Raw genomic sequence first — 13,682 nt, 5'->3', positions numbered from 1 at the left:
TTCCTTGAGAACTCAACAGCGTGCCAAAAGTCAACGCCAGATATGTTGATACCCCGACCTGCTTCGGCAGGTTCGAGGTTCCTTTGAAAGTCCTGGCAGATTCCTTACGGGTCTGGCAGGCAATGCACATAGCGAGGACACAGTGGACGATCGGTCATATTCCGACTTGATTGTTCCGCTCTCGTGGTGTCATCCCGATTACGGGAAAACATTCACGGAGAGTTTGATCCTGGCTCAGGACGAACGCTGGCGGCGTGCTTAACACATGCAAGTCGAACGATGAAGCCCTTCGGGGTGGATTAGTGGCGAACGGGTGAGTAACACGTGGGCAATCTGCCCTTCACTCTGGGACAAGCCCTGGAAACGGGGTCTAATACCGGATAATACTTTCCCTCTCATGGGGGAAGGTTAAAAGCTCCGGCGGTGAAGGATGAGCCCGCGGCCTATCAGCTAGTTGGTGGGGTAATGGCCTACCAAGGCGACGACGGGTAGCCGGCCTGAGAGGGCGACCGGCCACACTGGGACTGAGACACGGCCCAGACTCCTACGGGAGGCAGCAGTGGGGAATATTGCACAATGGGCGAAAGCCTGATGCAGCGACGCCGCGTGAGGGATGACGGCCTTCGGGTTGTAAACCTCTTTCAGCAGGGAAGAAGCGAAAGTGACGGTACCTGCAGAAGAAGCGCCGGCTAACTACGTGCCAGCAGCCGCGGTAATACGTAGGGCGCAAGCGTTGTCCGGAATTATTGGGCGTAAAGAGCTCGTAGGCGGCTTGTTGCGTCGGTTGTGAAAGCCCGGGGCTTAACCCCGGGTCTGCAGTCGATACGGGCAGGCTAGAGTGTGGTAGGGGAGATCGGAATTCCTGGTGTAGCGGTGAAATGCGCAGATATCAGGAGGAACACCGGTGGCGAAGGCGGATCTCTGGGCCATTACTGACGCTGAGGAGCGAAAGCGTGGGGAGCGAACAGGATTAGATACCCTGGTAGTCCACGCCGTAAACGTTGGGAACTAGGTGTTGGCGACATTCCACGTCGTCGGTGCCGCAGCTAACGCATTAAGTTCCCCGCCTGGGGAGTACGGCCGCAAGGCTAAAACTCAAAGGAATTGACGGGGGCCCGCACAAGCAGCGGAGCATGTGGCTTAATTCGACGCAACGCGAAGAACCTTACCAAGGCTTGACATATACCGGAAAGCATCAGAGATGGTGCCCCCCTTGTGGTCGGTATACAGGTGGTGCATGGCTGTCGTCAGCTCGTGTCGTGAGATGTTGGGTTAAGTCCCGCAACGAGCGCAACCCTTGTTCTGTGTTGCCAGCATGCCCTTCGGGGTGATGGGGACTCACAGGAGACTGCCGGGGTCAACTCGGAGGAAGGTGGGGACGACGTCAAGTCATCATGCCCCTTATGTCTTGGGCTGCACACGTGCTACAATGGCCGGTACAATGAGCTGCGATGCCGCGAGGCGGAGCGAATCTCAAAAAGCCGGTCTCAGTTCGGATTGGGGTCTGCAACTCGACCCCATGAAGTCGGAGTTGCTAGTAATCGCAGATCAGCATTGCTGCGGTGAATACGTTCCCGGGCCTTGTACACACCGCCCGTCACGTCACGAAAGTCGGTAACACCCGAAGCCGGTGGCCCAACCCCTTGTGGGAGGGAGCTGTCGAAGGTGGGACTGGCGATTGGGACGAAGTCGTAACAAGGTAGCCGTACCGGAAGGTGCGGCTGGATCACCTCCTTTCTAAGGAGCATCTAGATTCCGCAAGGAATCCAGAGCCACTACGTCGGCAAATGATCGACGGTGGTCAGCTCATGGGTGGAACGTTGACTATTCGGCACGACAGGTTGTTTTTCACTAGTACTGCTTCGGCGTGGAATGTGGGAAGTGATCGGTCGGGTCGGGCACGCTGTTGGGTATCTGAAGGTACGGCCGTCATTGGTCGTCCTTCGGTTGCCGGCCCCGGTAAAGCATCGTGTATGCGGTGTGTGACGGGTGGCTGGTCGTTGTTTGAGAACTGCACAGTGGACGCGAGCATCTGTGGCCAAGTTTTTAAGGGCGCACGGTGGATGCCTTGGCACCAGGAACCGATGAAGGACGTGGGAGGCCACGATAGGCCCCGGGGAGCTGTCAACCAAGCTTTGATCCGGGGGTGTCCGAATGGGGAAACCCGGCAGTCGTCATGGGCTGTCACCCACTGCTGAACACATAGGCAGTGTGGAGGGAACGAGGGGAAGTGAAACATCTCAGTACCCTCAGGAAGAGAAAACAACCGTGATTCCGGGAGTAGTGGCGAGCGAAACTGGATCAGGCCAAACCGTATGCGTGTGATACCCGGCAGGGGTTGCGCATGCGGGGTTGTGGGATCTCTTTTTCACGGTCTGCCGGCTGTGAGACGAGTCAGAAACCGTTGATGTAGGCGAAGGACATGCGAAAGGTCCGGCGTAGAGGGTAAGACCCCCGTAGCTGAAACATCAACGGCTCGTTTAAGAGACACCCAAGTAGCACGGGGCCCGAGAAATCCCGTGTGAATCTGGCGGGACCACCCGTTAAGCCTAAATATTCCCTGGTGACCGATAGCGGATAGTACCGTGAGGGAATGGTGAAAAGTACCGCGGGAGCGGAGTGAAATAGTACCTGAAACCGTGTGCCTACAAGCCGTGGGAGCGTCGCGCATCGAGCTTGCTCGGTGCGTCGTGACTGCGTGCCTTTTGAAGAATGAGCCTGCGAGTTTGCGGTGTGTTGCGAGGTTAACCCGTGTGGGGAAGCCGTAGCGAAAGCGAGTCCGAATAGGGCGATTTAGTAGCGCGCTCAAGACCCGAAGCGGAGTGATCTAGCCATGGGCAGGTTGAAGCGGAGGTAAGACTTCGTGGAGGACCGAACCCACCAGGGTTGAAAACCTGGGGGATGACCTGTGGTTAGGGGTGAAAGGCCAATCAAACTCCGTGATAGCTGGTTCTCCCCGAAATGCATTTAGGTGCAGCGTCGTGTGTTTCTTGCCGGAGGTAGAGCACTGGATAGGCGATGGGCCCTACCGGGTTACTGACCTTAGCCAAACTCCGAATGCCGGTAAGTGAGAGCACGGCAGTGAGACTGTGGGGGATAAGCTCCATGGTCGAGAGGGAAACAGCCCAGAGCATCGACTAAGGCCCCTAAGCGTACGCTAAGTGGGAAAGGATGTGGAGTCGCAGAGACAACCAGGAGGTTGGCTTAGAAGCAGCCACCCTTGAAAGAGTGCGTAATAGCTCACTGGTCAAGTGATTCCGCGCCGACAATGTAGCGGGGCTCAAGCGTACCGCCGAAGTCGTGTCATTCACACATATAGGGCCAACGCCTGTGTGGATGGGTAGGGGAGCGTCGTGTGCCGGGTGAAGCAGCCGCGGAAGCGAGTTGTGGACGGTTCACGAGTGAGAATGCAGGCATGAGTAGCGATACACACGTGAGAAACGTGTGCGCCGATTGACTAAGGGTTCCTGGGTCAAGCTGATCTGCCCAGGGTAAGTCGGGACCTAAGGCGAGGCCGACAGGCGTAGTCGATGGACAACCGGTTGATATTCCGGTACCCGCTTTGAAACGCCCAATACTGAATCAGGCGATGCTAAGTCCGTGAAGCCGGCCCGATCTCTTCGGAGTTGAGGGTAGTGGTGGAGCCGACGAACCAGACTTGTATTAGGTAAGCGATGGGGTGACGCAGGAAGGTAGTCCAGCCCGGGCGGTGGTAGTCCCGGGGTAAGGGTGTAGGCCGTGTGGTAGGTAAATCCGTCACACATTAAGGCTGAGACCTGATGCCGAGCCGATTGTGGTGAAGTGGATGATCCTATGCTGTCGAGAAAAGCCTCTAGCGAGTTTCATGGCGGCCCGTACCCTAAACCGACTCAGGTGGTCAGGTAGAGAATACCGAGGCGTTCGGGTGAACTATGGTTAAGGAACTCGGCAAAATGCCCCCGTAACTTCGGGAGAAGGGGGGCCATCACTGGTGATCCGATTTACTCGGTGAGCTGGGGGTGGCCGCAGAGACCAGCGAGAAGCGACTGTTTACTAAAAACACAGGTCCGTGCGAAGCCGTAAGGCGATGTATACGGACTGACGCCTGCCCGGTGCTGGAACGTTAAGGGGACCGGTTAGCTGACTTTCGGGTCGGCGAAGCTGAGAACTTAAGCGCCAGTAAACGGCGGTGGTAACTATAACCATCCTAAGGTAGCGAAATTCCTTGTCGGGTAAGTTCCGACCTGCACGAATGGCGTAACGACTTCTCGACTGTCTCAACCATAGGCCCGGTGAAATTGCACTACGAGTAAAGATGCTCGTTTCGCGCAGCAGGACGGAAAGACCCCGGGACCTTTACTATAGTTTGATATTGGTGTTCGGTTCGGCTTGTGTAGGATAGGTGGGAGACTTTGAAGCGGCCACGCCAGTGGTTGTGGAGTCGTCGTTGAAATACCACTCTGGTCGTGCTGGATGTCTAACCTGGGTCCGTGATCCGGATCAGGGACAGTGTCTGATGGGTAGTTTAACTGGGGCGGTTGCCTCCTAAAGAGTAACGGAGGCGCCCAAAGGTTCCCTCAGCCTGGTTGGCAATCAGGTGTTGAGTGTAAGTGCACAAGGGAGCTTGACTGTGAGACCGACGGGTCGAGCAGGGACGAAAGTCGGGACTAGTGATCCGGCAGTGGCTTGTGGAAGCGCTGTCGCTCAACGGATAAAAGGTACCCCGGGGATAACAGGCTGATCTTCCCCAAGAGTCCATATCGACGGGATGGTTTGGCACCTCGATGTCGGCTCGTCGCATCCTGGGGCTGGAGTCGGTCCCAAGGGTTGGGCTGTTCGCCCATTAAAGCGGTACGCGAGCTGGGTTTAGAACGTCGTGAGACAGTTCGGTCCCTATCCGCTGTGCGCGTAGGAATATTGAGAAGGGCTGTCCCTAGTACGAGAGGACCGGGACGGACGAACCTCTGGTGTGCCAGTTGTCCTGCCAAGGGCATGGCTGGTTGGCTACGTTCGGAAAGGATAACCGCTGAAAGCATCTAAGCGGGAAGCCTGCTTCGAGATGAGTATTCCCACCCTCTTGAAGGGTTAAGGCTCCCAGTAGACGACTGGGTTGATAGGCCAGATGTGGAAGCCCGGTAACGGGTGGAGCTGACTGGTACTAATAGGCCGAGGGCTTGTCCTCAGTTGCTCGCGTCCACTGTGTTAGTTCTGAAATAACGAACGGCCGTGTTTTGTTCCGGTGTTGGTTAATTTCATAGTGTTTCGGTGGTCATTGCGTTAGGGAAACGCCCGGTTACATTCCGAACCCGGAAGCTAAGCCTTTCAGCGCCGATGGTACTGCAGGGGGGACCCTGTGGGAGAGTAGGACGCCGCCGAACTCCTTTTGATAGTTAAGCCCCGTGCCCTTGTGGCACGGGGCTTTTCTGCGTTCCGGACAGTTTAAGGTCGTGGCATGCGCTACGAACTGGTCATCTTCGACAACGACGGTGTGCTCGTGGACAGCGAGCCGATCTCCAACACCATCCTGGCCGACTACCTCACGGAGCTCGGGCACCCCACCTCGTACGAGGACTCGCTCCGCGACTACATGGGGGCCGCCGTGCACCGGGTGCACGACCTCGTCGAGGAGCGGGGTGGGGAGAAGCTGCCCGCGGACTTCGACGACACCTTCCATTCGCGGGTGTTCGCCGCGTTCCGGCAGGAGCTTCAACCCGTACCCGGCGTCGAGGAGGTGCTGGGGGATCTCGTCGCCGAGGGGGTTCCGTACTGTGTCGCTTCTTCCGGCAGCCACGAGCGGATCCGGGTCGGGCACCTCAAGACCGGGCTCGACCAGTGGTTCGAGGAGGAGTGGATCTTCAGCGCCGAGGACGTGGGGCGGGGAAAACCGGCGCCCGACCTGTTCCTGCACGCCGCCGACCGGATGGGCGTGCGGCCGGAGAAGTGCGTCGTCATCGAGGACAGCCCGCTCGGAGTGGAGGCGGCCAGGGCCGCGGGGATGGATGTGTACGGCTTCACCTCGATGATGCCGGCGGACCGGCTGGCCGGGGTGACCGGGCATTTCTCCGACATGGGACAACTGAGGGAATTGCTCGCCTGACACATCTACCGATGGGTAGGAACTGGCTCTACGCTCGCGCCCATGACAGATGCACGTTTGCGGCACGGCAGAGCCTCCCTCACGTTGAGCTTCTTCGTGCAGGGCGTCACGTTCGCTTCCCTCGTGACGCGGATCCCCGCCATTCAGGACCGGTACGGGATATCCGACGGCCTGCTGCCCGTGTTCCTCGCCGCCGTGCCGATCCTGGCCGGCGTGGGCAGCGTGGTCACCGAGAAGGTGGTCGCGCGGGTACGGCCGCGCGTGGTCCTGCGGTGGACGCAGCCCCTCGTGCTGCTCGCGCTGCTCGGTGTCGGTGCCGGGAGCGAGTTGTGGGAGGCAGCCCTGGCGCTCGGTGTGTTCGGGCTGGCCGTCGGTGCGCTGGACGCCTCCACGAACATGATCGGTGTCAGCCTTCAGCGGGCGTACGGACGCTCCATCATGCTCGGCTTCCACGCCGCGTACAGCCTTGGCGGGATCGCCGGGGCATCGCTGGCGTGGGCCGGGGCGCACTGGGATCTGTCGCTGCTGGCCTCGTACCTACCGGTCGTGGTGCTGCTGTTGCCCGTGGCGCTCGTCGGGAGCCGGTGGTACGTCGAGGGGAATCAGGAGGACGAGGGACAGCGCGCGGCGAAGGACAAGGCCGTCTCGGTCTCGTTCAAGCTGCTGATGCCGCTCTGTCTGGTGATGAGCTTCGCGTACATCGGGGACTCGACCGTCTCCAACTGGAGCGCCAAGTATCTGCAGGACGTGCTGGGGAGCTCGGAGCAGCTCTCGACCGTTCCGTACAACGTCTACATGGTGACGACGTTGCTGGGCCGGGCCGTCGGGGACTTCGGGGTGCGGCGGTTCGGCGCGGTGGCCGTGGTGCGGTTCGGGAGTGTGCTCGCCGCGGCCGGGTTCGGTGTGGTGGCCGTCGCGGGCGGGGCCTGGGTCGGGATGCTCGGGTTCACGCTGCTGGGGTTCGGGCTGTGTGTGGTCGTGCCGCAGACGTTCGCGGCCGCGGGACGGATGTTCCCCGGTGCGAGTGACACCGCCATCGCCCGGCTGAACATCTTCAACTACGTGGGCTTCCTGGTCGGCTCGCCCCTGGTGGGAGGGCTCGGGGACGCCTGGAGCTACCGGGGCGCGATGCTCGTCCCGATGGTGCTGGTGCTCGCGATTCTGGTGTACGCCAAGTCGTTCGACGCGGAGCCCGCCCGATACGGTGGCGGGCATGAGCGGCCGCGCACAGTTGATGTGGGATGACGCAGTAACGGGATACGACTTCGGGGACAGTCATCCCATGGACCCGGTCAGACTCGTGCTGACGATGGGTCTGGTGCGGGCGTTCGGTCTCGACCGTGCGGTGGATGTGGTGGCGGCCAAGCCCGCCGGGGAGTCCACGCTGCGGCTCGTGCACCGCTCCGACTACGTGGCCGCCGTGCGGGCGGCCTCGGTGGATCCGGACCACGCCGACCAGAACTACGGGCTCGGGACGACGGACGACCCGGCATTCGCCGGGATGCACGAGGTGTCGGCGCTGATCGCGGGGCAGTCGGTGGCGGCGGCGGAGGCGGTGTGGCGGGGTGACACCGGACACGCGGTGAACTTCACCGGCGGGCTCCACCACGCCATGCCCGGCAGTGCTGCGGGCTTCTGCATCTACAACGACCCGGCACTCGCCATCGCGCGGCTGCTGGAGCTGGGTGCGGAACGGGTCGCGTACATCGATGTGGACGTGCACCACGGTGACGGCGTACAGACGGCCTTCTGGGAGGACCCGAGGGTACTGACGGTCTCGCTGCACGAGCACCCGCGGACGCTGTTCCCGCAGACCGGCTGGCCGGAGGAGACCGGCGCGGGTGCGGGCGCGGGCGGTGCGGTGAACGTGGCGCTGCCGGCCGGGACGGGGGACGCGGGGTGGCTGCGGGCGTTCCACGCGGTGGTGCCGGAGCTGCTGGCGGACTTCCGGCCGCAGGTCCTGGTGACGCAGCACGGGGCCGACACGCACTTCGAGGATCCGCTGGCCCATCTCGCGGTGTCGCTGGACGCTCAGCGTGCCGTGATGGCGGCCTGCCACGACCTCGCCCATGAGTACGCGGACGGCGGGCGCTGGGTGGCGCTCGGCGGGGGCGGCTATGCGGTGGTGGACGTGGTTCCGCGGTCCTGGACTCATCTGGTGGGGATCGCCGCGCATGCGCCCATCGACCCGGAGTCGGTGATTCCGTCGTCCTGGCGGGACGAGGTGTACGCCCGGACCCGGCAGCTCGGGCCGGCCCGGATGACGGACGGGCGCACCCCGTCGTGGAAGTCGTGGGAAGAGGGTTACGACCCGGCGGACCGGCTGGACCAGGCGGTGCTGGCCACCCGGCGTGCGGCGTTTCCGCTGCGGGGCCTGCTGACCTGACGCACGGTCGGCCGGGGTGCACGGGTTACGCCAACTGTGGGGGGTGACCCGGGTTTTGGCCCCCGGGCGGTGCGGGTGGAGGAGCATCGGCAGGGTGTTGAGCACCGGCGCGCTGCGCGCGCATCTGCTGGCGGCCCGGCTGGCCGGGCCCGTGGCCACCTCGCGGGAGGTGAGTCTGCGGAGTTATCGGCTCTTCGCGGCCAGGGACCCCCGGGTGACCCTCGGCCTCGATCCCGGACAGGACTGGGGGGAGCGGGAGCTTCTCCGTCTCATGGCCGAGAAGTGTGGGGTCTCGGACGATCCCGAGCATGTCTCGGGTCCCGATGTGATCGATCCGGAGCGGACGCTGGCGGGGCTGGACGCGTTTGCCGCGCGGCTGTCGGACGCGGCTCTCCGGCAGGCGCCGGTGCTGTTCGGGACGGGGCATCCGCACCGGCTGCTCGGCTTCTACGCAGCACTGGCAGACGCTTTGTCGGCGGTGGGGTGCGCCGTACTCACCCCCGCGCAGGGCCGATGTATCGACATAACGACCCGGTTCGGCGTACGCACGTACAACCTTGACTACGTACGGGGAGTCGCGCTGGTGCGCGAACCCGGCGCGCGGGTGCCCGGTGGTGGTACCGGCGCACACTCCCACTCACCGCTGCCGGTCAGGGTCGTCCTGGACGCTGCCGCGGAGGGCCGGGGGCCGCTGCCGGAACTGGTCGTCGGGGACCACGGATGGGTCTGCGGGGCAGGTCAGCTGGGTATCGAGGCGATCGGGCTGGCCGATACGGACGATCCGGCGCTGTTCGTCGGTGAGGCCGAGGGGCGGGTGTCGGTCGCCGTTCCGCTCGACGACGCCGTGCGGTCCGCCTACTATCTGCCGCTCACTCGCTATGTACTCAATCGGGCGTGTCTGTCACAGTAGTTGGCCGATCGTCTCTCCTCTTCCCCACTCGCATCACACGCCCCTAATCTGGGCAGTGAGCGCACATCGACGAAGAGTCACCGGAGGGGAAGCCGGTGCGCGTCGCGTGCGGAAGGTACAGGTGGATCATGGCTGCTGACAGCGAGAGGCCTCTCAACGAGGTCAAGTTTCTGACCGTGGCGGAAGTCGCGTCGGTCATGCGAGTGTCGAAGATGACCGTGTACCGCTTGGTGCACAGTGGTCATCTGCCGGCGATCCGGGTGGGAAGGTCCTTCCGGGTGCCGGAGCAAGCGGTTCACGAGTATCTCCGGGAGTCCTTCGTGGGGGTGGGGTCGGCCTGACATTCCCCTCGGATTACGTCCCTCACCCGGTGGCGGGTAGGCTAGGCCGACGTAGGTCGTGTGGGCCCAGACGCCCCGCACCAGTGAAGAAGAAGTGAGCGAGGGTAGTCGTGGGCTCTGTCATTAAGAAGCGGCGCAAGCGGATGGCCAAGAAGAAGCACCGCAAGCTGCTCAAGCGCACTCGCGTTCAGCGTCGCAACAAGAAGTAGGCGAACGCAGTTCGTGAAATCCGCAGCCCTTCCGCCTTTTCGGCGGGAGGGCTGCGGTGCTGTCGCGGACCATGTGTACGGCGGGTGCACGCATTCGGGCCATCACGCGGCACAAGCCTGCCGCGCGGTCGTCACAGGGCAACATCCACCCGCTACGGTGACGACCGGGGGAGAACCTCTTCGAGGGACCCTCCGACTCACTTCACGGGAGACCGACGGAAGGCGCTGATCTTGGGGAAGGTCGTGCTCGTCACGGGAGCGGCCCGGCAACTGGGCGGCCGGTTCGTGCGGCGCATCCAGCGTGATCCGGGCGTGGACCGGGTTATCGCGGTCGACGCGATCGCGCCCGGCCATCAGCTGGGGGACGCCGTCTTCGTGACGGCGGACATCCGACAGCCCGCCATCGCCAGAGTTCTTGCCGAACACGCGGTCGACACGGTCGTCCACCTGGACGTCAGCGGAATGGGTCTCGGGACCCAGGGCCGCAGCGCGGTCAAGGAGACCAACGTCATCGGCACCATGCAGTTGCTCGGTGCGTGTCAGAAGGCCCCGTCCGTTCAGCGGCTGGTGGTCAAGTCCAGTACGGGCGTGTACGGCTCCGCCCCCCGCGATCCGGCGGTCTTCCACGAGACGACCCCGCCCAAGTCCCTGCCGAGCGGGGGCTTCGCGAAGGACGCGGTGGAGGTCGAGGGGTACGTACGGGGCTTCGCGCGCCGCAGGCCCGACGTGGCCGTGTGCGTGCTCAGGTTCGCGAACATCCTGGGGCCGGGCGCGGATTCGCCGCTGGCTGACTATCTGTCGCTGCCGGTGCTGCCGACGGTGTTCGGGTACGACCCGAGGCTCCAGTTCGTGCACGAGGACGACGTCATCGACGTACTCGGCATCGCCGCGAGCGAACCCCTGCGCGGGACGCTGAACAGTGGCACCTTCAATATCGCCGGGGACGGGGTGCTGCTGCTCTCGCAGTGCTCGCGGCGGCTGGGGAGGCCGACCATGCCGCTGCTGCTGCCCGCGGTCACCTGGGTGGGGCAGGCGCTCCGTACGGTGGGGATGACGGACTTCTCGCCGGAGCAGATCCGGCTGCTCACCCATGGCAGGGTGGTTTCCACGGTCCAGATGCGCGAAACCCTGGGCTTTCGGCCGCGGTTCACCACCGTGGAGACGTTCGCGGACTTCGCGCGCAGCCGGAGACCGGGGTTGCTGCCGCCCGAGGCGGTGGGCCGGGCCGTCGACAGACTGGCAGCGATGCCGTTCGCCGGGGGGACCGGCGGGGCTCCGGGGACCACCGGGGCCGGCGGCGACACACACCCGACTCCGAGCGTCAGGTAGAGGAGCGCACCGACGATGGCGGATGCCAAGGTCATTCCGTTCGATGACGACCGTTCGCGGTCGGGGGGCTCGTCGCGTGCTGCGCGGCGGCGGTCCCCGGGACGCGGCAACGGGTCCGTGAGCGCCCTGCCGGGGCAGCTGGACGCCGGGCTGCCGTCGGAGGGGCCGACGGCGGGTCCGGAGAGGCCCGAGGAGGCTGCAGTGGCTCCCGAGGACACGGGACGGGGTGGCTGGGACCGGCGGATCGCGGGCGGGCTCGCGTTCTTGCGGCGGCGGGTCACGGGTGAGTACGACGTCGACGAGTTCGGCTACGACAAGGAACTCACCGACCAGGTGCTGATGTCGGTGCTGCGGCCCATGTACGAGAAGTACTTCCGGGTCGAGGTGAAGGGCATCGAGAACATTCCGTCGGACGGCGGGGCGCTCGTCGTGGCCAACCACTCCGGGACGCTGCCGCTGGACGGGCTGATGCTCCAGGTCGCGGTGCACGACAACCATCCGGCGGGGCGGCATCTGCGGCTGCTCGCCGCGGACCTGGTCTTCATGCTGCCGGTCGTCAACGAGTTGGCCCGCAAGGCCGGGCACACGCTGGCCTGTGCGGAGGACGCGGAGCGGCTGCTGAGGCAGGGTGAGGTCGTCGGGGTGATGCCGGAGGGCTTCAAGGGCATCGGCAAGCCGTTCGGCGAGCGGTACAAGCTCCAGCGCTTCGGGCGGGGCGGCTTCGTGTCGACGGCGCTGCGGGCCGGGGTGCCGATCGTGCCGTGCTCGATCGTGGGGGCGGAGGAGATCTACCCGATGATCGGTAACTCCAAGACCCTGGCGCGGCTGCTGGGTACGCCGTACTTCCCGATCACGCCGACGTTTCCGTGGCTGGGGCCGCTCGGGGCGGTGCCGTTGCCGACGAAGTGGACGATCCAGTTCGGTGAGCCGATTCCCACGGACGGGTATCCGGTGGAGGCGGCGGAGGATCCGATGCTGATGTTCAATCTGACGGATCAGGTGCGGGAGCAGATCCAGCACACGCTGTACAAGCTGCTGGTGCAGCGGCGGTCGGTGTTCTTCTGAGGGCCGGGCGCGTCCGGGCGGGCGCGTCGTCCTTCAGCCGCCGGAGGGCTTGAAGCGCCGGACGGCCTCAACCGCCGGACGGGCTTGATGCTGCCCGTCCGGCGGTTGGTCAGGATTCGTTCTTGCCGTCGATCCCGAGGCCTCCGATCAGGCCGGGGATCAGCGGGGGCAGGGTGATGTCCGGCGTGGGCGCCGTACTCGGGCTGCCGTTCGTCGGTGTGGTGGTGTCCGGCGACGGCGGGTCGAAGAGGTCGTCCGCGCCGCCTCCGATCAGGCCGTCCTCCGGGGTGCTGCCCGAGTCCGACGGGTGGGGTGAGGAGCTGGTGCCCTTGCTGCCGTCGTGTGCTTCGGCGGGCGACGAGGACGAGGGGGAGGGCTTCTGCGAGGAGGCGGTGCCGGTGCCGGTGCCGGTGTCCGTCGAGCCGGACTGCTGGGATCCGCCGCGCTTCTCCGGGGCGCGGGGGAACAGCGACTGCAGCGGCGCGACTTCCTCGTCTATGGCCGCGAAGACCGAGCTCACCTGGTCACCGACCTCGGCCAGCTGGACGGGCAGCCGGTCGCGGAGACTGGTCCAGCTGTCGCGGTGCGAGCGGGAGAAGGAGTCCAGGGCCTGGATCGGGCCGATGGCGCCGTCCCGCTGGTAGGCCGCGTGGAGCAGGCGGTGGCCCTCGATGGCGTCGTGGGTCATGCCGTTGAGCGTGCGTCTGACCTCGCCGAGCTGTTCGTGGTCGAGGTCGCCCGCGCGGCCGCGCTCCATCAGCCTGCGGGCTTCGCTGAGCCGGGTCGATGCCTGGTCCAGGTAGACCTCGCCGCGGTCGGTGTCGCTGCCGGCCAGGTTGAGGTGGATGTCCTCCATGCCGCGCTTCAGCCCGTAGAGCGAATCACCCGGGAGGGCGTCGGAGCTGGCGGCGGCCACTCCGCCGAAGGCTCCCGCGGCCACACCGACGGTGAGTCCGCCGGCCGCGAGGCCCTTCGTCCAGCGCGACCTGGGGCGCAGTTTGCGGAGCGGGGAGGCCCGGTGGGCCCCCTTGCTCCGTTGTTCGGGCACTGTAGGGTCCGCGGACGCGCCGCCCGCGGCGAACATGGCCTCCATGGCGGCGACGAGCTGGGCTCGCTGCACCACTTTGACCTCGGGATCCAACATCGGCTTCGGTAGCTCGCCGAGGCCGTTCGCCAGGGCCAACAGCGGTCCGCGGTCGGCCGGTTCGGCCGGTTCCTCGGGCTGTACGGCCGCCGCACCGCGGAGCGACTGCTCCTCCACGGCCTGGGCGAAGGCGTTCGCCCGCCGGTGTGCCGAAACGTTTGCGATCACTGGCGGCACCTCCTCTCGTCATGACGGTCGACTCCCCTGAGGGTCCGGAAGGTT

At 64.6% G+C, this 13,682-nt stretch carries 9 protein-coding genes and 3 rRNA genes; 11 read left to right on the top strand and 1 reads right to left on the bottom strand.

The features are described from left to right. Positions 1 to 211: 211 nt before the first annotated feature. From FHX80_RS11805 to FHX80_RS11755, 11 genes are all read left to right on the top strand, one after another. A 16S ribosomal RNA gene (locus FHX80_RS11805) occupies positions 212 to 1,737 on the top strand. A gap of 299 nt (positions 1,738 to 2,036) precedes the next feature. Then, positions 2,037 to 5,161: ribosomal RNA gene (locus FHX80_RS11800) — 23S ribosomal RNA — on the top strand. A gap of 79 nt (positions 5,162 to 5,240) precedes the next feature. After that, positions 5,241 to 5,357: ribosomal RNA gene (rrf, locus tag FHX80_RS11795) — 5S ribosomal RNA — on the top strand. The 16S, 23S and 5S rRNA genes sit together here, the layout of an rRNA operon. 74 nt (positions 5,358 to 5,431) lie before the next feature. Continuing rightward, positions 5,432 to 6,076: an HAD family hydrolase gene (locus FHX80_RS11790; protein ID WP_145764151.1), complete on the top strand. Its 645-nt coding sequence runs from the start codon at positions 5,432 to 5,434 to the stop codon at positions 6,074 to 6,076. Between the two features lie 42 nt (positions 6,077 to 6,118). After that, positions 6,119 to 7,321 (top strand): MFS transporter, encoded by a 1,203-nt coding sequence (locus FHX80_RS11785; RefSeq protein WP_145764150.1) that lies wholly within the window; start codon positions 6,119 to 6,121, stop codon positions 7,319 to 7,321. Beyond that, positions 7,290 to 8,462, top strand: a complete 1,173-nt coding sequence (locus tag FHX80_RS11780; protein WP_145764149.1) for an acetoin utilization protein AcuC — start codon at positions 7,290 to 7,292, stop codon at positions 8,460 to 8,462. The genes FHX80_RS11785 and FHX80_RS11780 overlap by 32 nt, the downstream gene beginning before the upstream one ends. A gap of 94 nt (positions 8,463 to 8,556) precedes the next feature. Continuing rightward, positions 8,557 to 9,372, top strand: a complete 816-nt coding sequence (locus FHX80_RS11775; RefSeq protein WP_145764148.1) for a phosphatase — start codon at positions 8,557 to 8,559, stop codon at positions 9,370 to 9,372. Between the two features lie 128 nt (positions 9,373 to 9,500). Further along, positions 9,501 to 9,713, top strand: coding sequence for a helix-turn-helix domain-containing protein (locus FHX80_RS11770; protein ID WP_158072253.1), 213 nt, complete (start codon positions 9,501 to 9,503; stop codon positions 9,711 to 9,713). Positions 9,714 to 9,823: 110 nt separating this feature from the next. Continuing rightward, positions 9,824 to 9,922, top strand: a complete 99-nt coding sequence (locus FHX80_RS11765) for a 30S ribosomal protein bS22 (protein WP_003948845.1) — start codon at positions 9,824 to 9,826, stop codon at positions 9,920 to 9,922. A 231-nt stretch (positions 9,923 to 10,153) separates the two neighbouring features. Next, the gene (locus tag FHX80_RS11760) at positions 10,154 to 11,251 is read left to right on the top strand and encodes an NAD-dependent epimerase/dehydratase family protein (protein WP_145764147.1); all 1,098 of its coding nucleotides are present in this window, start codon (positions 10,154 to 10,156) and stop codon (positions 11,249 to 11,251) included. Positions 11,252 to 11,266: 15 nt separating this feature from the next. Continuing rightward, positions 11,267 to 12,316, top strand: coding sequence for a lysophospholipid acyltransferase family protein (locus FHX80_RS11755; protein WP_145764146.1), 1,050 nt, complete (start codon positions 11,267 to 11,269; stop codon positions 12,314 to 12,316). Between the two features lie 109 nt (positions 12,317 to 12,425). Here the strand turns inward: FHX80_RS11755 and FHX80_RS11750 are convergent, their stop codons facing one another. Continuing rightward, positions 12,426 to 13,628 (bottom strand): DUF5667 domain-containing protein, encoded by a 1,203-nt coding sequence (locus tag FHX80_RS11750; protein WP_145764145.1) that lies wholly within the window; start codon positions 13,626 to 13,628, stop codon positions 12,426 to 12,428. Between the last annotated feature and the right edge of the window lie 54 nt (positions 13,629 to 13,682).

Source organism: Streptomyces brevispora (genome assembly GCF_007829885.1).
Lineage (GTDB): Bacteria > Actinomycetota > Actinomycetes > Streptomycetales > Streptomycetaceae > Streptomyces > Streptomyces brevispora.
This window is presented reverse-complemented; position numbering and strand designations above follow the sequence as displayed.